Here is a 26,787-nt window from a genome sequence, read left to right as displayed (position 1 = left end):
CGCCCCCAGTTCCTGGACATGGAGGACAAGCAAAGAGCGGGTGGTGTTCCGGTCGGAACACCACCCGCTCCCTCAAGCTCCGGACTCACTCGACGTCGTCGTCGGGTTCCTCGTCGAGCCGGCTCTCCAGGACCTTGCCTTCACCGGGGGCCATCGTCCCCAGGATTCGCTCCAGATCCTCTATCGAGGCGAACTCCACCACGATCTTTCCGCGCTTCTGCCCCAGGTCGACCTTGACCCGGGTGTCGAACCGGTCCGACAGCCGCGTCGCGAGGTTGGTCAGCGCCGGCGAGACCCGCCGACCGGCCCGCGGGCCGGCGGCCTTCTTCGCGCTCTTCGGCTCCGCGTTCATCAGGGTCACGATCTCTTCCACCGCCCGCACCGACAACCCCTCGGCCACGATGCGGTGCGCCAGCAGATCCTGATCCTCCCCGTCCTCCAGGGAGAGCAGCGCGCGAGCGTGCCCGAAGGAGATCACCCCGGCCGCCACGCGTCGCTGCACAGGCGCCGAGAGCTTCAGCAGGCGCAGCGTGTTGGAGACCTGCGAGCGGGAACGGCCGATGCGGTCGGCCAGCTGCTCGTGCGTGCAGGAGAAGTCGCGCAGCAACTGGTCATAGGCCGCCGCCTCCTCCAGCGGGTTCAGCTGGGCGCGGTGCAGGTTCTCCAGGAGCGCGTCCAGGAGAAGCTTCTCGTCCTCGGTGGCCCGGACGATCGCCGGGATGTTCGCCAGACCGGCTTCCCGGCAGGCCCGCCACCGGCGCTCGCCCATGATGAGCTCGTAGCGCTCGGGCCCTGCCTGCCGTACGACGACAGGCTGGAGCAGGCCCACCTCCTTGATGGAAGTGATGAGCTCGTTGAGCGCGTCCTCATCGAACACCTCGCGGGGCTGACGCGAGTTCGGCGTGATCGAGTCGATCGGCAGCTCGGCGAAGTACGCGCTCGGCGCTGCGGGCGCCTCGGCTGCGGGCGGATCCGGTTCCGTTTCACGTGAAACTGGGATGTCCACCACCGGCGGAGCATCCTGGGCCCGGGGGACCAGACCGGCGACCTTGGTGGCCGCCAGCAGGCTCCGGTCCGCTGTCAGGAGCGGTACCGCCGACGGCGATGTAGTCGCCGATGACGGTGCCGCCGGGATCAGCGCGCCTAGACCACGGCCGAGCCCTCTGCGTCGATCACTCACTGGATCCCCTCCGACATGCTGTGCTGATCATGCTCATTGGTGCCCTCGGCGCCACGCAAGGCCATCTCACGCGCCGCTTCGAGGTAGGACAGGGCCCCGCTGGAGCCCGGGTCGTAGGTCAGCACGGTCTGGCCGTAGCTGGGTGCCTCCGAGATCCGGACCGAGCGGGGGATGCTCGTGCGCAGCACTTCCTTGCCGAAGTGGGTACGCACCTCGTCTGCGACCTGGGCGGCGAGCCGGGTCCGGCCGTCGTACATGGTCAACAGGATGGTTGATACATGCAGCTTGGGGTTGAGATGAGCGCGGACCAGATCCACGTTCTTCAACAGCTGTCCCAAGCCTTCCAGCGCGTAATACTCGCACTGGATCGGGATGACCACCTCGGCGCCGGCCACCAGCGCGTTGACGGTGAGTAGGCCGAGCGAGGGCGGGCAGTCGATGAGGACGTAGTCCAGCGGCTGCTCGTAGGCCTCGATGGCCCTCTGCAGCCGGCTCTCCCGTGCCACCAGGGAGACCAGCTCGATCTCCGCACCGGCGAGGTCGATCGTGGCCGGAGCGCAGAACAGACCCTCGACATCGAGGACCGGCTGGACGACCTCGGAGAGCGGTCGGCTCTCCACCAGGACGTCATAGATCGACGGCACATCGGCATGGTGGTCGATGCCCAGCGCCGTGGAGGCGTTGCCCTGGGGATCGAGGTCGATGACCAGCACGCGCGCACCGTGCAGGGCGAGCGAGGCAGCGAGATTGACCGTGGTCGTGGTCTTCCCGACCCCGCCCTTCTGATTGGCCACCACCATCACGCGGGTCTGAGCCGGCCGAGGGAGGCCCTCGCCGGCCCGACCGAGCGCTTCGACCGCCAGCTGGGCGGCGCGACCGATGGGGGTGTCGTCCATCGGGGGCAATGTTTCACGTGAAACATCACCCCCGAATGATTCCGAACGGGGACCGGGGACCGGATCGGTCATCGGTCCCGCGATGTTGGCGTCGGACCGCAAGGATTCACTCTCCTCGACTACAGGCTCGCAATGCACAGAGCCTGCCATGCTTTCGGGGTCGTGAACCAGCGAGGCCCGGCTGCCTGTGGATGAATCCACCTCATGGGCCGACTTTGGGGGCTTCTTGGCGCGCGCCTCAGCCGCGGCACGACCGCGACTCAGGACTCCTGGGAGCAGGGAGCGACGTTTCACGTGGAACACGATGCACAGCGATATGCCCGTTATCCCGGAGACACTCCGAATTATGTCGTTTTGGCCGTTTGTATGGAGTAGAACGCGCCTCAGTGACGACGCCGGCCGGGGTTCTTCGCGGCACGGCTCGCCCGCGCCGCCTTCGCCCTGCGGGTAGCCGCCCGCACCCCGCCGGGGCTCTCCCCGACCACGACCCGCACCACCGTCGACAGCGGATCCACCACGCCGTCCCCCACCTGCACCACAAAGGTCTCCACCGCCCCGAGCCGGCCGAGCGCGGCCCGCGCCGCCTTCAGCTCCTCCTCGGCCGTGTCCCCCTTCAGGACGGCCATCTCGCCGTGCGGCCGCAGCAGCGGGAGACCCCAGCCGGCCAACCGCTCCAGCGGAGCCACCGCACGGGCGGTCACCACGTCCACCGCCGGGAGCTTGCCCACCATCTCCTCGGCACGTCCCCGCACCACGGTGACGTTGGACAGCGACAGCAGCTTGACGACCTCGTCCAGGAACGTGGTCCGTCGCAGCAGCGGCTCCAGCAGGGTGATGTGCAGATCCGGCCGGGCCAGCGCCAGCGGGATGCCCGGCAGCCCGGCGCCGGAGCCCACGTCGCACACCGTCATGTCCCGAGGGATCACCTCGGACAGCACCGCGCAGTTCAGCAGATGCCGCTCCCACAGCCGGGGCACCTCACGAGGACCGATCAGACCCCGGCGCACCCCCGCGTCGGCCAGCAGCTCCGCATAGCGGACCGCATCGGCGAAACGCTCGCCGAACACTGCCTGCGCCTGCTCGGGCGGTGCGGGAAGTTCCGCCGCCGCCTCCGCCGCTGCCTCCGTCACGAGGACTGTCCTTTCCGTCGATCCCGTTGCCGCACACCGGCGACTCCAGGCTTACAAGGATCGGCCCCGTCCGCGAGCAGACGGGGCCGACTGAGCCGTACTGGGCCGTGCTCGGCCCGGTCAGACCGGGAGCACGACCACCCGGCGCTCGGGCTCCTCGCCCTCGGACTCACTGCGCAGCCCGGCGGCCGCGACCGCGTCATGCACGACCTTGCGCTCGAACGGCGTCATCGGGTCGAGCTTGACCGGCTGCCCGGTGCCCTTCGCCTCGTCCGCCGCCTTGGCGCCCAGCAGCGCCAGCTCGGTCCGCTTACGGGCCCGGAAGCCACCGATGTCCAGCATCAGCCGACTGCGGTCGCCGGTCTCCCGGTGCACCGCGAGACGGGTCAGCTCCTGCAGTGCCTCGAGCACCTCGCCGTCCCGCCCGACCAGCTTGTTCAGGTCGCGGCTGGAGGATTCGCCGACGATCGAGACAGCAGCTCGCTCGCCCTCGACATCCATGTCGATGTCCCCGTCGAGGTCCGCGATGTCGAGCAGACCCTCCAGGTAGTCGGCGGCGACCTCGCCTTCCTGCTCAAGGCGGGACAGGCGATCGGCGGAGCCGCCGTCGGTCACAGTGGTGCTGTTGCCTTCCGTCACGGATGGGCTCCTCATCAGGTTCTGCACTACTTCTTGGACGGGTGCTTGGGGCGCTGCTGACCCTTGCGCTGTCCGCCCTTGGACGTTCTGGGGGAGCCGGACGTGCCGGAGCCGCCGGACGGCTGGGCATCCCCGGGTTCCTTCTTCGTCAGGCTCGGCTTGTCTGCCGTCTTGTCCGAAGCGGCCGTGGCCGACGATCCGGACCCGGAGCCCTGCGCGGTGCCGGCGGCCGTCGTACGGCGCGCCTTGGTCTGCCGCTTCGGCTGCTGGCGGTTGGCCCGGGCGACCTCGACGGCCTCCTTGGCCGCGATCTCCTCGGGCGGCTCCACCAGCTTGCCCTTGGCCCGCAGCCGGTCCTGGCGCTGCGTGAAGGCCAGGCTGCCCGGCGTCGGGTTCCGGCGGATGACGAACATCTGCTGGCCCATGGTCCACAGGTTGGTGGTCAGCCAGTAGACGAGGACACCGACCGGGAAGTTGACGCCCATCACGGCGAACATGACGGGGAAGATGTACATCAGCATCTTCTGCTGCTGCATGAACGGCGTCTTCACCGTCATGTCGACGTTCTTCGTCATCAGCTGGCGCTGCGTGTAGAACTGCGACGCCGACATCATGACGATCATGATCGCGGTGACGACCCGGACGTCCGTGATGGAGGCACCGAGCGCCGCGGCCTTGTCGGCGCTATCGGTGAACTTGGACGCCAGCGGAGCGCCGAAGATGTGCGCCTTCTTGGCGCTGTCCAGGAGCGGCTGGTTGATCGAACCGATCGTGTCGCCGCTGGCGATGCTGCTCAGCACGCGGTACAGGGCGAAGAAGAACGGCGACTGGGCGATGATCGGCAGGCACGAGGAGAGCGGGTTGGTACCCGTCTCCTTGTACAGCTTCATCATCTCTTCGGACTGTCGCTGCTTGTCGCTCTTGTAGCGCTCCTGGATCGCCTTCATCTTCGGCTGGAGCGCCTGCATGTTGCGGGTCGACTTGATCTGCTTCACGAACAGCGGGATCAGACAGATCCGGATCAGGACCACGAGCGACACGATGGACAGGCCCCAGGCCCAGCCACTGTCGGCGCCGAAGATCTTCCCGTACACCGAGTGGAACTGGACGATGATCCAGGAGACCGGTGTGGTGATAAAACTGAACAGATTCGAGATCGTGTCCACTAATCAGGCTCCTTGAGCATGGGGCGAGGTCTCTGCGGCCGGGCTGGTCTCAGCGACGGCGGAGGGACCGCCCTTGCTGTCGCGCAACATAGTGCGCAGCCGATCGTGCCACGGGGGTCGTTTACGTGGCGGAACATGGTCGACGCCGCCGGGCGACCACGGATTGCACCGCAGGATGCGCCAGGCGGTCAGTGCCGATCCCTTGACCGCTCCGTGGACGTCGATGGCCTTGTACCCGTAGTGCGAGCACGAGGGGTAGTACCGGCAGACCGGTCCCAGCAACGGGCTGATGGTCCACTGGTACACCTTGATCAGTGCCAGCAGTGGGTACTTCATCGCGCAACCCCTCCCAGCAGCCGCTGCAGGGCGGCGTCCAGGTCGCGGGCCAGCTGTGCATGGTCAGCACCACCCGCTCCGGGCAGCGCTCGTACGACTACCAGGCTACCGGGGGGCAGCAGGGCCAGCCGCTCGCGTATCAAGTGCCGCAGCCTGCGCTTCACGAGGTTGCGCTGCACGGCTCCGCCGACCGCTTTGCTCACGACGAAACCCGCACGTGCCGGGGGAGTGATCCCCCCCGGCACGTGCGGGTCCATGGTCTCTGCTTGCAGATGGACAACCAGAAGCGGGCGACCCGCTCGGCGTCCTCGGCGTACCGCTGCCGCGAAGTCCTGGCGCCGCCTCAGCCGATTCTCGGTGGGCAGCACGGCATGTGACCTGTTGCGATCAGGCGGACAGGCGGGCGCGGCCCTTAACACGGCGCGTCGCCAGGATGGCGCGGCCCGCACGCGTACGCATACGCAGACGGAAGCCGTGGGTCTTGGCGCGGCGGCGGTTGTTCGGCTGGAAGGTGCGCTTGCTCACTCGGGGGCTCCAGGGAAAATCGGGTGAAGGCGGGACGTCGCCTGGCTGTCACCGTGCGCCCACGAAAAACTCGCGGACCATTTAGGTGCACCGCTTGACGATCTTCCAGGGGGTCCCGGTTGATCCTCGCCCATCGGTAGGCAGGCGGCAGCAGCCATCGACAACTCGACCTCGATACGGTACGTGCGGTTGACCCATCCGGTCAAACCGGGGTCACCTGGGGCGCCGTTTGTGCACAGGCTGTGGACAACGACTTGAACCACTGGGCCTGCGCTGACTACCGTGGCCGAACTCGGGCATCTACCGCACACCCGACCCGACATCCTTCCCGCCCGTCCCAAGAACCACACCTTCGTGGGATTCCTCGGCACCACCAGCGACTGAGAGAGCGTGCACTGTGGCTGACGTATCTGCCGATCTTGCCGCAGTGTGGCCACGCGTACTCCAGAAGATCCTGGCGGAGAGCGAGGACCTCAAGCCCAAGGACGCGGAGTGGCTCAAGCGCACCCAGCCGCTCGCCCTCGTCGCGGGCACCGCGGTGCTGTCCGCCCCGAACGAGTTCGCCAAGAGCGTCCTCGAGGGGCGCCTGCTGCCACTGATCACCGAAGTCCTCAGCCGTGAGTTCGGGCACCCCGTGGGCATCGCCATCGCCGTCGCGTCCGGCGGCGACCAGGACGGCCCCCCGCCGGCCCCGCAGGAGCCGGTCCAGGAGCCGTCCCCGTACGGACAGCACCGGCGGGAGTACGACGAGTCCTACGACCGCCCCCAGTCGGAGCGGCCCTCCCACGACGACGGCCCCCGTATGCGCCGCGCGTACCCGGACCACCAGTCCGGGCGCCCCGGCGTCGACGAGTGGCCTCCTCGGCCGGCCGCCGACGACCCCTGGCAGCAGCCGCGGCTCGGCGGTTTCCAGGAGCGCGACAGCTACCAGGGCGAACGGGACCGCTACTCGACGGACCGGAGTCGCGAGTCCTACGCTCCGGCGCCGCAGAACGACTACCGGTCCCCGCCGCCGGAGCGCGACCGGCACGACCCGGGCCGCCACCGCGACCAGGTCCGCCACGACCAGTCGCCCCCCGGCCGCAGCGGGCAGGGCAGCCCCCCGAACGAGCCCACGGCCCGGCTGAACCCCAAGTACCTCTTCGACACCTTCGTCATCGGTTCGTCGAACCGGTTCGCGCACGCCGCGGCCGTGGCGGTCGCCGAAGCGCCGGCCAAGGCCTACAACCCGCTCTTCATCTACGGGGAGTCCGGGCTCGGCAAGACCCACCTGCTGCACGCCATCGGGCACTACGCGCGGAGCCTCTACCCCGGCACCCGGGTGCGGTACGTGAGCTCGGAGGAGTTCACCAACGAGTTCATCAACTCGATCCGCGACGGCAAGGGCGACACCTTCCGCAAGCGGTACCGCGAGATGGACATCCTGCTGGTCGACGACATCCAGTTCCTCGCGAGCAAGGAGTCGACGCAGGAGGAGTTCTTCCACACCTTCAACACCCTGCACAACGCGAACAAGCAGATCGTGCTCTCCTCCGACCGGCCGCCCAAGCAGCTGGTCACGCTGGAGGACCGGCTGCGCAACCGCTTCGAGTGGGGCCTGATCACGGACGTCCAGCCGCCCGAGCTGGAAACCAGGATCGCGATCCTGCGCAAGAAGGCGGTGCAGGAGCAGCTCAACGCCCCGCCCGAGGTGCTGGAGTTCATCGCGTCGCGCATCTCGCGGAACATCCGCGAGCTGGAGGGCGCGCTGATCCGCGTCACCGCGTTCGCGAGCCTGAACCGGCAGCCGGTGGACCTGCAGCTGACGGAGATCGTCCTCAAGGACCTGATCCCGGGCGGCGAGGACTCGGTGCCGGACATCACCGGGCCCGCGATCATGGCGGAGACCGCGGCGTACTTCGGCCTGGCCGTGGACGACCTGTGCGGATCCTCGCGCAGCCGGGTGCTGGTCACCGCCCGTCAGATCGCCATGTACCTGTGCCGCGAGCTGACGGACCTGTCGCTGCCGAAGATCGGCGCGCTGTTCGGCGGCCGCGACCACACCACGGTGATGCACGCGGACCGGAAGATCCGGGCGCTGATGGCCGAACGGCGGTCCATCTACAACCAGGTGACCGAGCTGACGAACCGCATCAAGAGCTGATCCGGGCTCGTCCGGAGCCGTTCCTAAGCCCTTCCGGAGCCGTTCCGGAGCCGCTTCTGGGCCGATCCAGAACCGAATCCTGCGGTTGAAACACGTGGCGCCCCGAGAGTCGAACTCCCGGGGCGCTTCTTTTTGTTCGAATGCCAGGCCCCGACCGGGGCTTCTCCACAGGTTGGGCCGGAAACGGCCGTCCACACCCTGGGGACTGGGAAGTTGTCCCAACTGCCTCCACAGGCAGGCCCGCTGCATACTCATCAGACGAGGTCAGCCGGGTGTGGATTTGTGGGAAACCTTTGTCCACAGGGTGTGGACAAAGATTGTGGGCAATGGACGGTCCGAGGGTTGTCCACCGCCCGCCCACAGGCTGGAGAGGGTTGTGCACAGCTTCTCCACACGTTTGTCCACTGTTCGGCAACAAAACGGCGTCTGTCCCCGGAGAGAGTGAACCGCGTCACACCAGGGGGGTGGATTGGGCTGGGGAGAACCCGGGTATTTCTGGGGACGGTGCTGGGGAGAAGTGGGGGTCCCCTGTGTACGCGGTGTGCACAACTTCTGGCTGTCCACAGAAGCGGTTGGTTATGCACCGGCCCCGCCCACAGGCTCGGTGGATAAAAAACAGGCCTTGACCTGCGCAGGAACCACTTATCCACGGTATCCACAACACCTATTACTACGACTACGTATAGATAACTGGGAACCTGCTTGGAAGCATGGGGTGTGCACAACTCGGGCCGGAGCCGCCCGGCACCGTCCTGCCCGGCTTGACCTCAACCAGCACCGACTGTCTGCGCCGGCTGTCAGACTGTTCACCGACAGCCAGCAACAAGCAGGAGGCGGTTCCGGTGAAGATCCGGGTGGAGCGCGACGTACTCGCCGAGGCAGTGGCTTGGGCAGCCCGCAGCCTTCCGGCCCGTCCCCCGGTACCGGTCCTCGCCGGACTGCTGCTGAAGGCGGAGGAGGGCAGGCTCAGCCTCTCCGGCTTCGACTACGAGGTCTCGGCCCGGGTCGCGGTCGACGCGGAGGTCGAGGAGGACGGCACGGTCCTCGTTTCCGGCCGGCTCCTCGCCGACATCACGCGGGCACTTCCCAACAGGCCTGTGGAGATCTCCACCGAGGGATCCCGCGTCACCGTGGTCTGCGGCAGCTCGCGATTCACACTCCACACCCTGCCTGTGGAGGAGTACCCGGCACTGCCGGCGATGCCGGTCGCCTCGGGGACGGTGCCCGGTGAGGTCTTCGCCGCCGCGGCCGCCCAGGTGGCCATCGCCGCCGGCCGTGACGACACGCTGCCGGTGCTGACCGGCGTGCGGATCGAGATCGAGGGCGACACCGTCACCCTCGCCGCCACCGACCGCTACCGCTTCGCGGTCCGCGAGTTCATGTGGAAGCCCGAGCAGGCGGACATCTCCGCGGTCGCCCTGGTGCCCGCCAAGACTCTGCTGGACACCGCCAAGTCCCTGACCAGCGGAGACACCGTCTCCATCGCGCTGGCGGGCTCCGGCTCCGGTGAGGGCCTGATCGGCTTCGAGGGCGCCGGGCGCCGCACCACCACCCGGCTGCTCGAAGGCGACCTGCCGAAGTACCGCACGCTCTTCCCGACCGAGTTCGCCTCGGTCGCCGTCATCGAGACCGCCCCCTTCGTGGAGGCGGTCAAGCGCGTCGCGCTGGTCGCCGAGCGGAACACCCCGGTGCGGCTGAGCTTCGAGCAGGGCGTCCTCACCCTGGAAGCCGGCTCCAGCGACGACGCACAGGCTGTGGAGCGCGTCGACTCCAAGCTCGACGGCGACGACATCTCGATCGCCTTCAACCCGACGTTCCTGCTGGACGGGCTGAGCGCGATCGACTCGCCGGTCGCCCAGCTCTCCTTCACCACGTCCACCAAGCCCGCGCTGCTCAGCGGCCGCCCGGCCGTGGACGCGGAGGCGGACGACGCCTACAAGTACCTGATCATGCCGGTGCGTCTCTCCGGCTGACCTGACGCGTCACCGGCTGAGCCGGTCGCGCGGGGCCGTCGTAGGCTCGGTCTAGGTCAGGCACGCTTCGAACGAAGGATCTGTGATGGAGCTCGGTCTCATCGGTCTCGGCAAGATGGGCGGCAACATGCGCGAGCGCATCCGCCGCGCGGGCCACACCGTCATCGGCTACGACCGGAACCCGGACGTCGCCGATGTCCACAGCCTCAAGGAGCTTGTGGACAGCCTCAAGGGTCCGCGGGTCGTGTGGGTGATGGTCCCGTCCGGTGCGGCCACCCAGTCGACCATCGACGAGCTCGGCGGCCTGCTCTCCCCCGGCGACATCGTCGTGGACGGCGGGAACTCCCGCTGGACCGATGACGAGAAGCACGGCGAGGAGCTGAAGGCCAAGGGCATCGGCTTCGTCGACTGCGGCGTCTCCGGTGGCGTCTGGGGCCTGGAGAACGGCTACGCGCTGATGTACGGCGGCTCCGCCGAGGATGTCGCCAAGGTGCAGCCGGTCTTCGACGCCCTCAAGCCCGAGGGCGAGTTCGGCTCGGTCCACGCGGGCAAGATCGGCGCCGGCCACTTCGCCAAGATGGTTCACAACGGCATCGAGTACGCGATGATGCAGGCCTACGCCGAGGGCTGGGAACTGCTGGAGGCCGTGGACTCGGTCACCGACGTCCGCGAGGTCTTCCGCTCCTGGCAGGAGGGCACCGTCATCCGCTCCTGGCTACTCGACCTGGCGGTCAACGCGCTGGACGACGACGAGCACCTGGAGAAGCTGCGCGGCTTCGCGCAGGACTCCGGCGAGGGCCGCTGGACGGTGGAGGCCGCGATCGACAACTCGGTGCCGCTGCCGGCGATCACCGCGTCGCTGTTCGCCCGTTTCGCGTCCCGCCAGGACGACTCCCCGCAGATGAAGATGATCGCCGCGCTGCGCAACCAGTTCGGCGGCCACGCGGTCGAGAACAAGAAGTAGTCATTACCGGGGAGGCCGGCGCACAGCCATGCACGTAGCGCACCTGTCGCTAGCCGACTTCCGCTCCTACGCCCGGGTCGAGGTACCGCTCGACCCGGGCGTCACCGCTTTCGTGGGCCCCAACGGACAGGGCAAGACCAACCTCGTCGAGGCGGTCGGGTACCTGGCCACGCTGGGCAGCCACCGGGTGGCCTCCGACGCACCGCTGGTGCGCTCGGGGGCGGAGCGCGCGGTGGTCAGGGCCCAGGTGGTGCAGGGCGACCGCCAGCAGCTCATCGAGCTGGAGATCAACCCGGGCCGGGCGAACCGGGCCCGGATCAACCGTTCGAACCAGGTCCGGCCGCGCGATGTGCTGGGCATCCTGCGGTCCGTGCTGTTCGCTCCCGAGGACCTCGCCCTGGTGAAGGGCGACCCCGGTGAGCGCCGCCGCTTCCTCGACGAGCTGCTCACCACCCGCACCCCGCGCCTGGCGGGTACCCGGTCGGACTACGAGCGGGTGCTGAAACAGCGGAACACGCTGCTGAAGAGCGCGGCGATGGCCCGCAGGCACGGCGGCAAGGGCGGCGACCTGTCGACCCTGGACGTCTGGGACCAGCATCTGGCGGGCGTCGGCGCGGAGCTGCTCGCGCAGCGCCTGGACCTGACGGCCGCGCTGCAGCCGCTGGCGGACAAGGCGTACGAGCAGCTGGCTCCCGGGGGCGGTCCCGTCGCCCTGGAGTACCGCAGTTCGATCGGCGAACGACTTGCCGGCGCGAGCGGCCGCGAGGAGTTGTCGGGGTTGCTGCTGGAGGCGCTGGGCGAGTCCCGCAAGCAGGAGATCGAGCGCGGGGTGACGCTCGTCGGCCCGCACCGTGACGACCTGCTGCTGCACCTGGGCCGGCTGCCGGCGAAGGGGTACGCGAGCCATGGCGAGTCCTGGTCGTACGCCCTGGCGCTGCGGCTGGCGTCGTACGAGCTGTTGAGCGCGGACGGCAGGGAGCCGGTGCTGATCCTGGACGACGTCTTCGCGGAGCTCGACGCCAAGCGCCGCCGGCGGCTGGCGGAGCTGGTGGCGCCGGGCGAGCAGGTGCTGGTCACGGCGGCTGTGGAGGACGATGTGCCGGATCTGCTGGCAGGGGCGCGGTTCGCCGTCGAGCAGGGCGCAGCGGAGCGTGTGTCATGAGCGGGCAGCTGCCGTCGGGCGGTGGGGGCGCGGGAAAGGCGCCCGCCTCCAAGACATCAGGGGCCTCGGGAGCGGTGCCCCCCTCCAGGTCGCCGGGGGCGGTGCCCGCGCCGGGAGCGGCGTCCGGCACCCAGGGCCAGGACGCCGCCGGCCCCGGGGACGGCCTGTCCGGTGTCGACCTGGCGCGGGTCGCGCTGCGCGCGGCCAAGGAGCAGGCGCGGGCGCGGGGTGCGGCGACGCAGCAGAAGAAGCAGGCGCGCAGAGGGGGCCTGCGCAGCGGTGCGCGCGCCGACGGCCGCGATCCGCTGCCGCTGGGCGCCGCGATCAGCCGGCTGATCACCGAGCGCGGCTGGGAGGCGCCGGCCGCCGTGGGCGGTGTGATGGGCCGCTGGCCGCAGATCGTGGGCGAGGACGTGGCGCAGCACTGCGAGCCTGCCAAGTACGACGAGGAGGAGTGCGTCCTGACGGTGCAGTGCGACTCGACGGCGTGGGCGACGCAGCTGCGGCTGCTGGCTCCGACGCTGGTGGCGCGGCTGAACAGTGATCTGGGGCACGGCACGGTGAAGTTGATCAAGGTGCTGGGCCCGATGGGGCCGCCGCGTACGTACGGCCGGCTGCGGGCGCCCGGCAGCAAGGGCCCGGGCGACACATACGGGTGAGGACCCTGCGTCTGCTGAGACCCTGCTCACCGTAATCGTGGGTTGACAGCCAGAAGCCCTGGACGCCTGCGTGAGCCGTTTCCGGCCCCGGTCCACGTGTAGGGAGTCGGGCGAGTGTGGTTCAGGACGGCACGTGGGAACTCAGGTACCGCCAAAGCCCCATTCATGTCGGCGCTACCGGTAGACTGATACGTAAGCCGCCCAGTCGCGGTACATGTCGAACGACGCAGCCGATCCCGCTCGGCGGGAGACGGCTCGTGCTGTGCCAGAAAGGGCGCTTCGTGGCCGATTCCGGCAACCCCAACGAGAACTCCAGTCCGGTCTACGACGGCAGCGCGATCACCGTGCTCGAGGGCCTCGACGCGGTCCGTAAGCGTCCGGGCATGTACATCGGCTCCACCGGTGAGCGCGGCCTGCACCACCTGGTCCAAGAGGTGGTCGACAACTCGGTCGACGAGGCCCTCGCCGGGCACGCGGACACCATCGATGTGACGATCCTGGCCGACGGCGGCGTGCGCTGCGTCGACAACGGCCGCGGCATCCCCGTGGACATCGTCGCGTCCGAGGGCAAGCCCGCCATCGAGGTCGTCATGACCGTGCTGCACGCGGGCGGCAAGTTCGGCGGCGGCGGCTACGCCGTCTCCGGCGGTCTGCACGGCGTCGGCGTCTCGGTCGTCAACGCGCTGTCGACGAAGGTCACCGTCGAGGTCAACCGCGACGGCTTCCGCTGGACGCAGGACTACAAGCTGGGTGTTCCGACCGCTCCGCTGGCGAAGAACGAGGCGTCGTCCACCACGGGCACCACGGTGACGTTCTGGGCCGACCCGGACATCTTCGAGACCACCGAGTACTCCTTCGAGACGCTGTCGCGGCGGCTGCAGGAGATGGCCTTCCTCAACAAGGGCCTGACGATCACGCTGACCGACGAGCGCGAGTCGGCGAAGGCCACCGTCGGTGCCGAGGTGGTCGAGGAGGCGGAGGACGCCCCCCAGGTGCGCTCGGTGAAGTACTACTACCCGGGCGGCATCGTCGACTTCGTGAATCACCTCAACTCCCGCAAGGGCGAGCTGATTCACCCGACCGTGATCGACATCGAGGCGGAGGACAAGGAGCGGCTGCTCTCCGTCGAGGTCGCGATGCAGTGGAACACCCAGTACACCGAAGGTGTCTACAGCTTCGCGAACACGATCCACACCCATGAGGGCGGTACGCACGAGGAGGGCTTCCGTGCGGCGCTCACCGGGCTGGTGAACCGCTACGCGCGCGAGAAGAAGTTCCTCCGCGAGAAGGACGACAACCTCGCGGGCGAGGACATCCGCGAGGGTCTGACGGCGATCATCTCCGTCAAGCTCGGCGAGCCCCAGTTCGAGGGCCAGACGAAGACCAAGCTGGGCAACACCGAGGCGAAGACCTTCGTGCAGAAGGCCGTGCACGAGCACCTCACGGACTGGCTGGACCGCAACCCGAACGAGGCCGCGGACATCATCCGCAAGTCGATCAACGCGGCCACCGCGCGGGTCGCGGCCCGCAAGGCGCGTGACCTGACCCGTCGCAAGGGGCTGCTGGAGAGCGCGTCGCTGCCGGGCAAGCTGAGCGACTGCCAGTCGAACGACCCGACGAAGTGCGAGATCTTCATCGTCGAGGGTGACTCGGCCGGTGGTTCCGCGAAGTCGGGCCGCAACCCGCAGTACCAGGCGATCCTCCCGATCCGCGGCAAGATCCTCAACGTCGAGAAGGCGCGGATCGACAAGATCCTGCAGAACACCGAGGTCCAGGCGCTGATCTCGGCGTTCGGCACCGGTGTGCACGAGGACTTCGACATCGCGAAGCTCCGCTATCACAAGATCATCTTGATGGCGGACGCCGACGTCGACGGCCAGCACATCAACACCCTGCTGCTGACGTTCCTCTTCCGCTTCATGCGCCCGCTGGTCGAGGCCGGCCACGTCTACCTGTCCCGCCCGCCGCTCTACAAGATCAAGTGGAGCCGGGACGACTTCGGGTACGCGTACTCCGACCGCGAGCGCGACGCGATGATGGAGATCGGCCGCCAGCAGGGCAAGCGGGTCCGGGAAGACGCGATCCAGCGCTTCAAGGGCCTCGGCGAGATGAACGCCGAGGAGCTGCGGATCACCACCATGGACATCGACCACCGCGTGCTGGGCCAGGTCACCCTGGACGACGCCGCGCAGGCCGACGACCTGTTCTCGGTGCTGATGGGTGAGGACGTCGAGGCGCGGCGCTCGTTCATCCAGCGCAACGCCAAGGACGTCCGCTTCCTCGACATCTGAGTCGGCCCCACCGCCGCCGCCCGAAAGGACTTTGACCAGCAATGGCCGACGAGAATCCCCCTGTGACGCCCGACGACGAGGCGGCCGTGGCCGCCGATGCCGAGGTTTCCACCGTGCGCATCGAGCCGGTGGGCCTCGAAACGGAGATGCAGCGCAGCTACCTCGACTACGCGATGTCCGTCATCGTGTCGCGTGCGCTGCCCGACGTCCGTGACGGCCTCAAGCCGGTGCACCGCCGTGTGCTGTACGCGATGTACGACGGCGGCTACCGGCCCGAGAAGGGCTTCTACAAGTGCGCCCGCGTCGTCGGTGACGTCATGGGCACGTACCACCCGCACGGCGACTCCTCGATCTACGACGCCCTGGTCCGCCTCGCCCAGCACTGGTCGATGCGGATGCCGCTCGTGGACTCCAACGGCAACTTCGGTTCCCCGGGCAACGACCCGGCCGCCGCCATGCGGTACACCGAGTGCAAGATGATGCCGCTGTCGATGGAGATGGTCCGCGACATTGACGAGGACACCGTCAATTTCCAGGACAACTACGACGGCCGCAACCAGGAGCCGACGGTCCTCCCGGCGCGCTTCCCGAACCTGCTGGTGAACGGTTCGGCGGGCATCGCGGTCGGTATGGCCACCAACATCCCGCCGCACAACCTCCGCGAGGTCGCGGCGGGCGCGCAGTGGTACCTGGAGAACCCCGAGGCCTCGCACGAGGAACTGCTGGAAGCGCTCCTGGAGCGGATCAAGGGCCCGGACTTCCCGACCGGCGCGCTGGTCGTGGGCCGGAGCGGCATCGAGGACGCGTACCGCACGGGCCGCGGCTCGATCACGATGCGCGCGATCGTCAACGTCGAGGAGATCCAGAACCGCCAGTGCCTGGTGGTCACGGAGCTCCCGTACCAGGTGAACCCGGACAACCTCGCGCAGAAGATCGCCGACCTGGTGAAGGACGGCAAGGTCGCCGGCATCGCCGATGTCCGCGACGAGACGAGCTCGCGCACCGGGCAGCGCCTGGTCGTGGTGCTCAAGCGCGACGCGGTCGCCAAGGTCGTGCTGAACAACCTGTACAAGCACACCGACCTGCAGACCAACTTCGGGGCGAACATGCTGGCCCTGGTCGACGGGGTGCCGCGCACCCTGTCGATCGACGCGTTCATCCGGCACTGGGTGACGCACCAGGTCGAGGTCATCGTCCGCCGCACGCGTTTCCGGCTGCGCAAGGCCGAGGAGCGGGCGCACATCCTGCGCGGCCTGCTCAAGGCGCTGGACGCGATCGACGAGGTCATCGCGCTGATCCGGCGCAGCAACACGGTCGACATCGCCCGCGAGGGCCTGATGGGCCTGCTGTCGATCGACGAGATCCAGGCGAACGCGATCCTGGAGATGCAGCTGCGGCGCCTCGCGGCCCTGGAGCGGCAGAAGATCGTCGCGGAGCACGACGAGCTGCAGCAGAAGATCAACGAGTACAACGCGATCCTGGCCTCGCCCGAGCGGCAGCGGCAGATCATCAGCGAGGAGCTGGCGGTGATCGTCGACAAGTTCGGCGACGACCGGCGCAGCAAGCTGATCCCCTTCGACGGTGACATGTCCATCGAGGACCTGATCGCCGAAGAGGACATCGTCGTCACGATCACGCACGGCGGTTACGTCAAGCGCACCAAGACCGAGGACTACCGGTCGCAGAAGCGCGGCGGCAAGGGCGTACGCGGCGCGAAGCTGAAGCAGGACGACCTCGTCGACCACTTCTTCGTCTCCACCACGCACCACTGGCTGCTGTTCTTCACCAACAAGGGCCGGGTCTACCGGGCGAAGGCGTACGAGCTGCCGGACGCCGGGCGGGACGCCCGCGGCCAGCACGTCGCGAACCTGCTGGCGTTCCAGCCGGACGAGAAGATCGCCCAGATCCTGGCGATCCGGGACTACTCGGCCGTTCCGTACCTGGTGCTCGCCACCCGGGCGGGCCTGGTCAAGAAGACCGCGCTCAAGGACTACGACTCCCCGCGGGCCGGCGGCGTCATCGCCATCAACCTGCGCGAGGCCGAGGACGGCTCGGACGACGAGCTGATCGGTGCCGAGCTGGTCTCGGCGGAGGACGATCTGCTGCTGGTGAGCCGCAAGGCGCAGTGCATCCGGTTCACCGCCACGGACGACGCGCTGCGGCCGATGGGCCGTGCCACGTCGGGTGTGAAGGGCATGAGTTTCCGAGAGGGCGACGAACTGCTCTCGATGAATGTGGTCAGGCCGGGTACGTTCGTCTTCACCGCCACCGACGGCGGGTACGCCAAGCGCACCAAGGTGGACGAGTACCGCGTCCAGGGGCGTGGCGGACTCGGCATCAAGGCGGCGAAGATTGTCGAGGACCGCGGTTCCCTCGTCGGGGCGCTGGTGGTCGAGGAGAGCGATGAGATCCTCGCCATCACCCTCAGCGGCGGAGTGATTCGTACGCGGGTCAACGAGGTCAGGGAGACGGGCCGTGACACCATGGGCGTCCAACTGATCAATCTTGGCAAGCGGGATGCCGTCGTGGGCATCGCGCGCAATGCCGAGGCTGGGGTGGAGGCCGAAGAGGCCGACGCCGACGAGGCCGTGGGCGACGAGCCCGTGGCCGCTGAAATCGAGGAGTAACCGTGAGTGGAGCCACGGGCGCCGCTGCCGGCGGGACGACAGGTCCGGACCGGCCGCAGGCGGCCACCCAGGCCGGTGCCGGCGGCGGTGCCCCTGGCTCCTCCACGAGCAGCAGCCCGCAGCAGGGGGGATCCATCGTGACCGACACCCGTCCGCCGCATCGTGCGGGCCCGCTTCAGACCTATGGCGCGGGGGTTCCCGGTGCGCCGGAGCAGCCGCCGCACCAGCCCGCGCAGGCCTACCCGCCGCCGGGCCCCCAGGGGGCCGGTGCGGGGGCGCCGGCCGCCGCGGGCGTCCGCCGGCCGCGTCCCGCCGCCCGTACGGTGCCGCGGACGCGCAAGGCGCGGCTGCGGGTCGCCAGGGCCGACCCGTGGTCGGTGATGAAGGTCAGCTTCCTGCTCTCCATCGCGCTGGGCATCTGCACGATCGTGGCGGTCGCGGTGCTGTGGATGGTGCTGGACGCGATCGGCGTCTTCAGCACGGTCGGCAGCACCATCAGCGACGCGACGACGGCGGAGGGCGGCGCCAGCGGTGGTTTCGACCTGGTGTCCTTCCTGTCGCTGTCCCGCGTCCTCGTCATCACCACGGTCATCTCGGTGATCGACGTGGTCCTCGCGACGGCTCTGGCCACCCTCGGAGCCTTCATCTACAACATGTCCGCGGGCTTCGTCGGCGGCGTCGAGCTGACGCTCGCGGAGGACGAGTAACCGGGCGTCGGATACCGATTTTGGGACATGGCCTGTGGTGCGCTAATCTTTCGTTGCAGCGAGGGCCTATAGCTCAGACGGTTAGAGCGCTTCCCTGATAAGGAAGAGGCCACAGGTTCAAGTCCTGTTAGGCCCACCAGCGCAAACGCCCCGGAAGGATCTCCTTCCGGGGCGTTCTTGCGTCCCGTACCCCCACGGCTTACGCCAGTAGGCGATCAGCGGCCCTGCATGCCGTCCCGGAGTTTGGCGCTGATCTTGGCTGCGGCGGCCCGCTGGGACTCCGTGGTGACGTGGGTGTAGATGTCCAGCGTCGTTTTGATCTGGCTGTGACGCAGGATCTTCTGAGCGTCCTTGGGGTGGACCCCCAGCCAAGCGAGCAGACTGCCGCAGGTGTGACGTGTGTCATGCAGCCGCACCCGCCGGAGCCGGGAGCGCTTCACCCGGCGCTGGAACGTCTGGGAGAAGTGATCCGGATCAAAGAGACCCCCGGTCTCGGTGCCGAACACCAATCCCAGCTCGGTCCACTTCTCCCCTGCCTTGGCCTTCTCCAGCTCCCGCAGGCGCCGGCACTCTCCCAAGGTCTCGATGCACAGCAGGGGGAGCGGCAGAGCGCCCTTGGAGGCTTCTGTCTTGAGGTCCACCAGGACCAGCCCAGCGCCCTTCTGCCGCTGTACCTGCTTGCGCGGGTGCGCGACCCCCTGATCGAGGTCCAGATCGATCCAGCGCAGCCCCAGAAGCTCCCCGCGCCGCAGGCCCAGCACCAGCGCCAGGACGAACGCGGCGTGCATGCGGTGCGGACGCGTTGACCGCAGAAAGTCGATGGCTTCCTGCGCGCTCCACGGGATGATCTCTTTCGAGTCGACGGAGGGCATGTCCACCAGCGATGCGACGTTGCGGAGCAGCAGCTCTTCCCGCATCGCCCGGTTGAGGGCGTTCCGCAGCACCTTCATGCACTCAAGCCGCGTTGACGCCCCCACGCCCTCGGCCTTGGTCTGCCGCAGGAAGGTACGCACGTCGGCGATGCCCAGCTTGGTCAGCCGCTTTGTCCCCAGCTTGGGGATAAGGTGCAGCCGCGCCATGGACTCGTACTTGTCGTAGGTAGTGGGCCGCTGGTTCGGCTGCACGATCTCTGCCAGCCAGTACGTGAGGTAGGGGCCGACCTTCCACGCCTTATCCGGTGTCGGCACGCCTTTGGATTCCAGCTCCAGCAGCTTGGCCAGCTTCTCGGCAACTTCGTCATAGGTCTTGCCGTAGCGGGACACCCGCTTGAGCACGCCCTCAGTCGTCGTCACGTAGGCACGCCCGTGATAGGTGCCGTCCTTGCGGCGGGTGATGCTGCCCGCACCGTTCGGCCTGCGCTTAGCCATGGTCAGTACTCCTGATTGGTCTGGTTGCGGAGATAGGCGGTGAGGCTGTCGACCGTGATGCGGCGGCTGCGGCCGATTTTGAAGCTGTCCAGCTCGCGGGAGCGGAGCAGGTCGTAGAGCTTGCTGCGGCCGAGCCGCAGTGCAGCCATGACCTCTGGCACGGTCAGTGCTTCGGGGATGGGAGCGGTGGTCACTGCGGCTCCTTGGGTGGCGGGGTGGGCGCGTTTTGGGCGGCTCGCGCTCGTGGGGCCGTCGCACCTGTCCGAGGTGGGGATTTCTGCGTCATTGCGTCATTGGCGTCATGCGGGCCTCTGACCTGCGGTTTTTAGTGACGTAGCGGTTGGGGGTGCGTCATGGGTGCGTCATGGGCTGCGTCATCGCATGACGCAGATGACGCAGGATGACGCAGGCGCCGCCGTCTGCGTCATGGCTGTCACCGCAGGTCAAGGCCCGTATTTCGGCCCGCATGACGCAGATGACGCAGGTTCTTCCTACTTAGGAAAAAAGAAGGGCCTGTCTGTTGTGGTCCGGTGCGCCTCACAGAGCGAAGAAGGAGCCGCTGCGCGGCACGACCTTCGAGCGGCGTTCCGCCGAACAGCAAGAGGAGCACCCCCCGGGGCCGGTGCTCTTCTTGCTGTTCCGGGTGTGCGTGCGGGTCAGAACGCCCGCTGCTGTTCAGGTGGCGGCGGGGCTGCCGGGCGGGTCATTTCGAGGTAGCGGCCTTCGCTGGTGCGGCCGGTGTCGATGAGCACGCCACGTGCGGCCAGCGTTGGTTGGAGGCGCTTGAGGCGGTCGGAGAGGACTTTGCCGGTGGTCGGCCAGCCTTTGGGCAGGGGGCGGCAGTCGTCGCCGCTGTGGAGGCGGCTGAGGCAGTGCAGCCACTGCGTGGACGTCATCCGTTGCTCCGTGCCCGGGGCGAGGGTCTCGGCGTGCTTCAGGACGGTCTGCGCGAGCAGGTCGCCCTCGATCACGTCGTCGTTCAGCTCGTCCAGGCTGGCCAGGTAGGCGGTGAGTGCTCCGAGGCCGGCGGCTGCGTCGAGCTGCGCGCACAGGTGCGCGAAGTCCGCCATCCGCAGGTCGGTGGGGGTCTCCACCTCCATGGCGCGGACCTTGACGGTGAGGTCCAGGAGCGAGCCGAGGATGACCGGCAGCACTTCCGCGTACTCGGCCCACAGTTCGGCCTCGGTGCGCCGGATCCGGGGCCGTACCAGGCGTAGCGGCAGGAGCCGTTCAGCGAGGTCGGGGCGGATGACTCCGACGTCGATGCCGGTCAGGAGCAGGGGGCGGCGGAAGCCCAGACGGAAGACGTCCCCGTCGCTGAACAGGGCGCGCTTGACGCTTTCGGCGCCGGTGACGATGCAGCACATCGCGTCGGACAGCTCCGGGGTCATGTGGGAGAGGTTGTCCAGGGCGGTGATCCATCCGGCGGCCACGGCCGTGATCAGGTCGCCTTCGTCCTTCGGTGCCCGGCGCAGGTCTCCGCTCATGCCCTCAATGATCCGCAGGAGCATCCGCCCGGCGGTGGACTTGCCCGCACCCTGGGGGCCGGTGAGGAACGGTGCGGGGACGGGCGCGAACGGCCTGAGGCAGCCGATCAGCCAGGCGATGGCCAAGCACTCGGTCTCAGCGGTGGCGAAGTTGCACAACCGCATCAGCAGGTCGATGCCTTTACCGCCGGTGTCCTTGGCCGGCAGGGGCAGTTCCCCGGTGAGCTGGGTGCGCCGCCAGCACACCTCGCGGGGGTCGGGGGTGAGGATGTCCCAGCCGGTGGGGTGGATGCGGACGGACTGCCCGTCATCCCGCCCGAGGTCCAGCCACGTCGCCCCGTCGAACCCCGGTGCCACCCGGATGTGCACCGCCTGCGTCTCCTCGTACAGCGCCAGCGCCTCGATCAAATCCAGCGCCTCTTTGAGCGCGGTGCCGTTGAACACCCCGATCCCGTCGCGGTACATACCGACGATGAGTTCCTGGCGGTGGCTGCCGGTCGTGCCCTGCGAGCGGATCGGGCGGGCCACGGGGTGGCCGTTGCGCTGTGCGTATACGGTGCCGTCGGCGGTGCGGAAGTACCGGAAGTGGGATTGCGCGTAGTCGGTGATGATCTCGCGGGCGGGGGTCTTCTCGTCCTCGGGCATGTCACATCCCCAATCGGTTCAGGGCGTTGGTCCATGCGTCGGTGCAGTGCCGTGCCGATTCGCCCTTGACCTGTGCGGCGGTGAACAGCCGGGCCATGTGTGCCTCGGTGAGGCAGCCGCACTGGCCGTGCGCGGACAGCACTGCGAGGAACGTTCGGTACACGGTCGCGTGCACCGCCTCGCGGGCCTCGGTGATGCGCTGCTCCGCCATGGCCAGGCCACGGGCGAGATAGGCGGGTGTGCGGTGCGGGCACTGGCTGTCCCTGGCCTGAGCGGGCACGGCGATGGGCGGCGCCGGTCGTACGGGCGCGGACTCCTTGGCGGTCAGCGCGCGCACGACGTCCGGCAGCGCCGCCATCGTGCCGGTGCCGGCACCGAGCCAGCGGGCGTAGGCCATGGTCGACTTGATGTCGACGCCGGGCCGTACGCCGTTGGCGCCCTGCATGGCGCCCTGGTAGAGCCAGTGCTCGCCCCGGGTCGTCGGCACGGTCCGGGTGGCGGGCAGGTTCGCACGGGCCCAGGCGATGGCGGCCGGGTTATCGAGGTCCACGACGGTGAGCCCGGCGCCGCCCGGGTGGTAGGCCACACCCGCCGCTTGCCGCCACGCCCGCTCCCACGGAGGCGAGGAGATGACGTTCGGGTCGGTGGTGGCAGCGGCCCAGCCGTGGCACAGGTTCGGGCAGGTGCAGGGGCCGGGGGTCTTCATGTTCGGCCGCCCGCCGCACACGTTGCCGGCGCAGGCCCGGCAGTTCCCGAACGGGACCTTCCCCGCCCGCAGCGGCAGCACCGGTACCCCGGCGGCGGCCAGGTCCAGGGCGGTGGCCAGCAGGGCGTTCATGCCGCCACCCCCAGTGCCGGCGTGATGCTGGCCAGGAGCTGGGCACCGATCCACGCCGCGTAGGCGGGTGGGATGCACTCGCGGATGCCGTCGCGGTTCATCCACGGCACGCCCATGACGCGGCGGGCCAGGTCGACGCCGGAGAAGTTCCCGACGAACTGCCCGTACCAGCCGTCCGGGACGGGGCGGCCCATCTTGGCCTGCGGTGCGATGTGCGCGGGGTGGGCGGGTGCGGTAAGGGTGAAGCCGCCGCCAGTCTCGAACCAACGGTGGCGGTAGGTCGCCATCCCGAACATCGCCCCACACAGCATCACCGGCTCGCGGAGCTTGGGCAGGGCACCCTTGACGTTCTCCATCACCCACGGCCTGCCAGTGGACTCCAGCGCTGCGCGGGTAGGGGCGATCAGGTCCGGGTGGTCGCGGCCCTGGATGCGCTGGCAGTCGCTGTCGTGCTGGCACGGCGGAGAAGCGTGGATCGCCGCGAACTCGTGCCCGTGCTCCCGGATGAACGCGACCGCATCACCCTGGACGAAGGTGAACGGGTAGCGGGGCTGCGGCTCGTGGTCGAGGCCGGTGACGTCGAATCCGGCGTCGTCGTAGCCTTTGCCGGCGCCGCCCTGGCAGCCATAGGCGTCCAGTAAACGGGGCCGGTGGGGTCGCCGGATGGGGGTGGGTTGGGTCATGCTGGGTGTCTCCAGTTCTCGTGTGAGCGTGCTGGATTGGCGGCGGCCCCGGCTCTTGGTCGGATTGGGGCCGCCGTTGTCGTTCGGTCAGGCCGCTTGCTGGCCGGGCAGGACCATGCCGTCATCGGTCCTGAGCAGGGTTCCGGTGGCGATGAGGGCTTTGAGTTCGCGGGAGACGGTTCCCTTGTTGATGCCGGTCCGGTCGGTGATGTCCCGCAGGGTCCGAGCCCCGTCCGCGACTGCCTGTCGCACCCGGTCCCGGTTGCTGGCCGGCACGGGCGCGGCCGCCGGGGCGGTGGTCGGCTCCTTGACCAGGTGCAGCGGGCTCCGGGTCGGCTGGGAGGTTGCTGTCCGGTGCCAGATGGGGCGGTCGGGCAGGGCGATGACGTCGGCCGGGGAGAACGCCCGGGTCTTGACCGGGTGGGGCTGGGACTTGGGTCCGGAGCGCAGCATCGCGATACCGGGCATGGGCAGCTTGTGTGCGTGCCATCCGTCCTCGGTGGCGTCCTCCCCGAACACCACCCGGGACTCTGAGGATGTGGAGAGGGCGAGCGAGGCCCGGTAGGTGATCTGCGCGCTGATCTGCGGGTCCAGACCGGGGCTCTTGCCGTCCATAGTGGGCTTCTGCGTTGCCCAGATCAGGATGATTTCCCCTGCCCGTGCCATGCGGGCCAGGGTGCGCAGGTTCTCCATGATCCGGACGTAGTCCGTGCCGGGCCCGTCCTCGGTGCGGGGGGCCTTGTGCCGGGCCATGGCGATGACCTCGGCCCCTTCGTCGACGAAGACCGTGATGCGGGGGCGGCGGGCGCTGATGGCGATGACGTCGCTGCCGCGCGGGATCTCCTCCAGCCGCTCGTGCATCTCCTCGACCAGCTCATCGGTCACCTCAAGGACGTCGTCTCGGCGGACCGCCGTGCGGGCTCGGTGCTGCCAGTTCAGGGCCTCGACCCGCTTCGGGTCGATGACGATAAGGCGGTGGTCGGCAGGCTCGGAGGCGTCTGCGAGAAGCGCCCGGGTGGACCAGGACTTGCCTGATCCGGAGGTTCCCGCGATCAGCATCCGGCGGCCCAGCGGGACCATGACCGGGTCGCCGGTGATGGTGTCGATGCCCCATGGGGCGCCGGGGGCCCAGCCGGTCAGGTCGATGCCGTCGGCCGCGCTGCGGGTGCGCAGCGTGATCGTGGCCCGGTCGCCGTGGCTGCCGGAGGTGATCTCCATGCGCAGGGCCGTCCGCGCCCCCAGCAAGGCCCGGATCTCATCAGCCTTCGCGCGGAACGATTTCGGTGTCCACCGGCCGTCGAGACGCACGTGTGCGACCAGCCCGGCTTGGGTGAGCTTGGCCGGGGTGGGCACCGTGCCCGACAAGCCCCGGGCGTCGGCGTTCTGGACCCAGAACGAGGGGTCCAGCCGGGAGGCCAACCGACGCTCCTCAGGGCTCATCCCGTCATCGAGCCGCACCGACGGCTGACGACGCCCCAGCCACAGACCGGCCGCGTTCAGGACGATCAGCCCGGCGGACAGGGACGCCGGCCACACCGTGAGCGTGTGGGCGGTCTCCGACATCAGCCAAGACGCCAACCCGCCCGGCACCGCGTGCGCGGCATGCGCCTGCACCGCACGGGTGGTGAGAGTGGCGGGGTAGTTGTTCTGCGCCGCCTTCAACACCGCGCGGGCCTGGCTGTGATGCTGCCGTGCGGCCTTGTGCGCGGTCCGCGCGGCCCGGCGGTTCTGCGACAGCGGATTGTTCGTCGCCTTACGGGCCGCACTGCGCTGATTGCGCGCCATGACAGCGGTGGAGCGGGCAGAGTTGTGCTCCCGCTGCGCACTCATGAGCGCTTTCAGGTGCTCCGGGGTCCGCAGTTGTGTCCGGCGCTCGGCGTCCCGGTCCCAGCGGACCGCGAACGGCGCGCACATCGGTGCGAGCGCGTCCAGCGCTGTGTTGGTTGTGGTGGTGGTGTTCGACCATGCTTGTTTCCAGTCCACGAAAAGGTCCTCCAAGACCGTGGATAGGGCCGGTGCGCCGTTGCGTGGCGTCACCGGCCCACCTCAATGACCGGGGGTTGCGCTGCCGGTTGCGTCGGCACCGCAGGTTGAGCCTCCACAACCGCCTGTGACCTGCGAAGTTGCGGAGTTGCGCCGTTTCAGGGAGGGGGCCTCTACGCGCACGCGCGCGAAGAGCACCGCAAATCAGGCCCGTGCAGCCCCCTCGTGGGGGCCTCAACGGCCGTTCGCGACCCGGGGGGTCATGCCCCACATGCGAGGGGGATCGGACGCCCTGCGGGCCCCCTACGGCCTCCCGCCCGTTTGGGGTGGGCGGGAGGCTTTGGGCGGGGCGGGACTAGAAAGGCGGTTCGCTGCTGTAGCCGACGCGCGGTCGGCGGAACCAGGACAGCAGGGGCAGCAGGGTCATGCGCCAGTGGGTCCAGCAGCCGCAGGGCTCACACTCGGTGCCGGCGTACTCGCCCGAGTCATCGCCGTAGTGGTGGAGGATGCCGCCCGTGCCGCCGCAATCGGGGCAGTTGGGGCGGGGGGTGTCGGTGAGGACGAGCGCGTAGCGCGGGCAGACTGCCGTATGGATACGCAGGCGGATCATGCGGGGCTCCATCCGTTCAGTCCTTGGTGCGAGCGAGTTTGAGGGTGATGCCGCCGACGCTGACCGGTCCGGCCACGCTGCCGATGGCGATGGCGGTGTGGGCTGCGAAGTCGAGGAGTGCGACGAACGCGGCCACGAGGCCGAACATCCCCACGACGCCGGCACCCGCGATGACGAGGGGAAACAGGTAGTGGCGCAACGGGCGCCCGTCCTGATCGGTGGTGTGCACGACGATGACGACCGGTTGCCCGGTGGCTTCGGCGCGGCGGTAGGCGTCTGCGGGTATGTGCGGGGCGATGATCCCCGGTGGGTCACGACGGGCCATCAGGACTCTCCCTCAGGTCAGTGGGAGTCTGCGCAGGTCACGCACATGCCAAGGGAGCGCGGTATGCAGTACCCGGCATCGACTTGGCAGACGGGGCAGGTGCGTCGGGCCAGCATCGCCAGCGCGAGAGCACCCCACTTGCGGGACGTCATCGGCCGGACCGGTTTCGCCAGGTCAACGCGGTAGAGGTAAGCGACCAGCGGGCCCCGCCGACGGCGAGGGCGCTGGACTTCGGCGGCTACGTCCTGGCCACCCGGGCGCAGCCCCATCGCGCGGAGCTGGCGGCGGGTGGCCAGCCCGTCAGGGGCCAGCCGCCACCGATGCACGGAAAGCAGCGGGTTCGCAGATTCTGAGAGCTGTCTGAGCACGAACCCGCTGCTGGTTGGGGTGTTGGGGTGGGTGAAGCGGCGGGTTGCCGCTGTTATGCCTGGGTGGGCTCGATCGTGAAGCG

25 protein-coding genes and 1 tRNA gene are annotated in these 26,787 nt (G+C 68.9%); 9 read left to right on the top strand and 17 right to left on the bottom strand.

All coding sequences use genetic code 11. From position 1 onward, the window contains the following. Positions 1-85 precede the first annotated feature (85 nt). The 8 genes from O3X23_RS23875 to rpmH all read right to left on the bottom strand — a co-directional run bounded on the left by O3X23_RS23875 (position 86) and on the right by rpmH (position 5,872). Complete coding sequence (locus O3X23_RS23875; RefSeq protein WP_269273543.1) at positions 86-1,180, bottom strand: ParB/RepB/Spo0J family partition protein; 1,095 nt, start codon at positions 1,178-1,180, stop codon at positions 86-88. After that, the gene (locus O3X23_RS23870; protein WP_138351170.1) at positions 1,177-2,226 is read right to left on the bottom strand and encodes a ParA family protein; all 1,050 of its coding nucleotides are present in this window, start codon (positions 2,224-2,226) and stop codon (positions 1,177-1,179) included. The genes O3X23_RS23875 and O3X23_RS23870 overlap by 4 nt, the downstream gene beginning before the upstream one ends. Positions 2,227-2,459: 233 nt before the next feature. Continuing rightward, entirely contained in the window at positions 2,460-3,206 is a 747-nt protein-coding gene (gene rsmG / locus O3X23_RS23865) for a 16S rRNA (guanine(527)-N(7))-methyltransferase RsmG (protein WP_269273542.1), read from the bottom strand. A 120-nt stretch (positions 3,207-3,326) separates the two neighbouring features. Continuing rightward, on the bottom strand, positions 3,327-3,860 hold the full coding sequence (locus tag O3X23_RS23860) for a Jag family protein (RefSeq protein WP_443047947.1): 534 nt from the start codon (positions 3,858-3,860) through the stop codon (positions 3,327-3,329). Positions 3,861-3,871: 11 nt separating this feature from the next. After that, positions 3,872-5,011, bottom strand: coding sequence for a membrane protein insertase YidC (yidC, locus tag O3X23_RS23855; RefSeq protein WP_269273540.1), 1,140 nt, complete (start codon positions 5,009-5,011; stop codon positions 3,872-3,874). Positions 5,012-5,014: 3 nt separating this feature from the next. Beyond that, entirely contained in the window at positions 5,015-5,347 is a 333-nt protein-coding gene (gene yidD, locus O3X23_RS23850; RefSeq protein WP_269273539.1) for a membrane protein insertion efficiency factor YidD, read from the bottom strand. Then, positions 5,344-5,715, bottom strand: coding sequence for a ribonuclease P protein component (gene rnpA / locus O3X23_RS23845; protein WP_269273538.1), 372 nt, complete (start codon positions 5,713-5,715; stop codon positions 5,344-5,346). Before rnpA ends, yidD begins: the two co-directional genes overlap by 4 nt. Positions 5,716-5,734: 19 nt before the next feature. Further along, positions 5,735-5,872, bottom strand: a complete 138-nt coding sequence (rpmH, locus tag O3X23_RS23840; protein WP_138351176.1) for a 50S ribosomal protein L34 — start codon at positions 5,870-5,872, stop codon at positions 5,735-5,737. A 397-nt stretch (positions 5,873-6,269) separates the two neighbouring features. Here rpmH and dnaA point away from each other — a divergent pair, with 397 nt between their 5' ends. The 9 genes from dnaA (at position 6,270) to O3X23_RS23795 (ending at position 18,537) form a co-directional block, all read left to right on the top strand. Continuing rightward, complete coding sequence (gene dnaA, locus O3X23_RS23835; RefSeq protein WP_269273537.1) at positions 6,270-8,015, top strand: chromosomal replication initiator protein DnaA; 1,746 nt, start codon at positions 6,270-6,272, stop codon at positions 8,013-8,015. A gap of 842 nt (positions 8,016-8,857) precedes the next feature. Continuing rightward, entirely contained in the window at positions 8,858-9,988 is a 1,131-nt protein-coding gene (gene dnaN / locus O3X23_RS23830; RefSeq protein ID WP_269273536.1) for a DNA polymerase III subunit beta, read from the top strand. Positions 9,989-10,073: 85 nt separating this feature from the next. Next, a complete protein-coding gene (gnd, locus tag O3X23_RS23825; RefSeq protein ID WP_269273535.1) occupies positions 10,074-10,952 on the top strand; it encodes a phosphogluconate dehydrogenase (NAD(+)-dependent, decarboxylating) in 879 nt (292 codons plus the stop codon). A gap of 28 nt (positions 10,953-10,980) precedes the next feature. Beyond that, complete coding sequence (gene recF / locus O3X23_RS23820; RefSeq protein ID WP_269273534.1) at positions 10,981-12,114, top strand: DNA replication/repair protein RecF; 1,134 nt, start codon at positions 10,981-10,983, stop codon at positions 12,112-12,114. After that, entirely contained in the window at positions 12,111-12,773 is a 663-nt protein-coding gene (locus tag O3X23_RS23815) for a DUF721 domain-containing protein (RefSeq protein WP_269273533.1), read from the top strand. The genes recF and O3X23_RS23815 overlap by 4 nt, the downstream gene beginning before the upstream one ends. Before the next feature lie 257 nt (positions 12,774-13,030). Beyond that, a complete protein-coding gene (gene gyrB / locus O3X23_RS23810; RefSeq protein ID WP_269273532.1) occupies positions 13,031-15,064 on the top strand; it encodes a DNA topoisomerase (ATP-hydrolyzing) subunit B in 2,034 nt (677 codons plus the stop codon). Between the two features lie 41 nt (positions 15,065-15,105). Next, on the top strand, positions 15,106-17,691 hold the full coding sequence (gene gyrA / locus O3X23_RS23805) for a DNA gyrase subunit A (RefSeq protein ID WP_269273531.1): 2,586 nt from the start codon (positions 15,106-15,108) through the stop codon (positions 17,689-17,691). Positions 17,692-17,693: 2 nt separating this feature from the next. Further along, complete coding sequence (locus O3X23_RS23800) at positions 17,694-18,398, top strand: DUF3566 domain-containing protein (protein WP_269273530.1); 705 nt, start codon at positions 17,694-17,696, stop codon at positions 18,396-18,398. A gap of 62 nt (positions 18,399-18,460) precedes the next feature. Further along, a tRNA-Ile gene (locus O3X23_RS23795) sits at positions 18,461-18,537 on the top strand. A 76-nt stretch (positions 18,538-18,613) separates the two neighbouring features. Here the strand turns inward: O3X23_RS23795 and O3X23_RS23790 are convergent. The 9 genes from O3X23_RS23790 to O3X23_RS23750 all read right to left on the bottom strand — a co-directional run bounded on the left by O3X23_RS23790 (position 18,614) and on the right by O3X23_RS23750 (position 26,671). Continuing rightward, the gene (locus O3X23_RS23790; RefSeq protein ID WP_269273529.1) at positions 18,614-19,765 is read right to left on the bottom strand and encodes a tyrosine-type recombinase/integrase; all 1,152 of its coding nucleotides are present in this window, start codon (positions 19,763-19,765) and stop codon (positions 18,614-18,616) included. Positions 19,766-19,767: 2 nt separating this feature from the next. Next, complete coding sequence (locus O3X23_RS23785; protein ID WP_269273528.1) at positions 19,768-19,959, bottom strand: helix-turn-helix domain-containing protein; 192 nt, start codon at positions 19,957-19,959, stop codon at positions 19,768-19,770. 462 nt (positions 19,960-20,421) lie between these two features. Then, on the bottom strand, positions 20,422-21,897 hold the full coding sequence (locus tag O3X23_RS23780) for an ATP-binding protein (protein WP_269273527.1): 1,476 nt from the start codon (positions 21,895-21,897) through the stop codon (positions 20,422-20,424). A 1-nt stretch (position 21,898) separates the two neighbouring features. Next, entirely contained in the window at positions 21,899-22,735 is an 837-nt protein-coding gene (locus tag O3X23_RS23775) for a bifunctional DNA primase/polymerase (protein ID WP_269273526.1), read from the bottom strand. After that, complete coding sequence (locus O3X23_RS23770) at positions 22,732-23,418, bottom strand: SAM-dependent methyltransferase (RefSeq protein ID WP_269273525.1); 687 nt, start codon at positions 23,416-23,418, stop codon at positions 22,732-22,734. The genes O3X23_RS23775 and O3X23_RS23770 overlap by 4 nt, the downstream gene beginning before the upstream one ends. A gap of 87 nt (positions 23,419-23,505) precedes the next feature. Further along, positions 23,506-25,401 (bottom strand): FtsK/SpoIIIE domain-containing protein, encoded by a 1,896-nt coding sequence (locus O3X23_RS23765; protein WP_269273524.1) that lies wholly within the window; start codon positions 25,399-25,401, stop codon positions 23,506-23,508. Positions 25,402-25,756: 355 nt separating this feature from the next. Beyond that, positions 25,757-26,011, bottom strand: coding sequence for a hypothetical protein (locus tag O3X23_RS23760; RefSeq protein WP_269273523.1), 255 nt, complete (start codon positions 26,009-26,011; stop codon positions 25,757-25,759). Positions 26,012-26,027: 16 nt separating this feature from the next. Beyond that, positions 26,028-26,336, bottom strand: coding sequence for a hypothetical protein (locus O3X23_RS23755; RefSeq protein WP_269273522.1), 309 nt, complete (start codon positions 26,334-26,336; stop codon positions 26,028-26,030). Positions 26,337-26,353: 17 nt separating this feature from the next. Next, on the bottom strand, positions 26,354-26,671 hold the full coding sequence (locus O3X23_RS23750) for an RRQRL motif-containing zinc-binding protein (protein ID WP_269273633.1): 318 nt from the start codon (positions 26,669-26,671) through the stop codon (positions 26,354-26,356). Between the last annotated feature and the right edge of the window lie 116 nt (positions 26,672-26,787).

This window comes from Streptomyces sp. H39-S7, from assembly GCF_027158205.1.
In the GTDB taxonomy this organism is placed as follows: Bacteria; Actinomycetota; Actinomycetes; order Streptomycetales; family Streptomycetaceae; genus Actinacidiphila.
The sequence above is the reverse complement of the archived record's forward strand: the minus strand, read 5'-3'. Positions and strand labels throughout refer to the sequence as shown.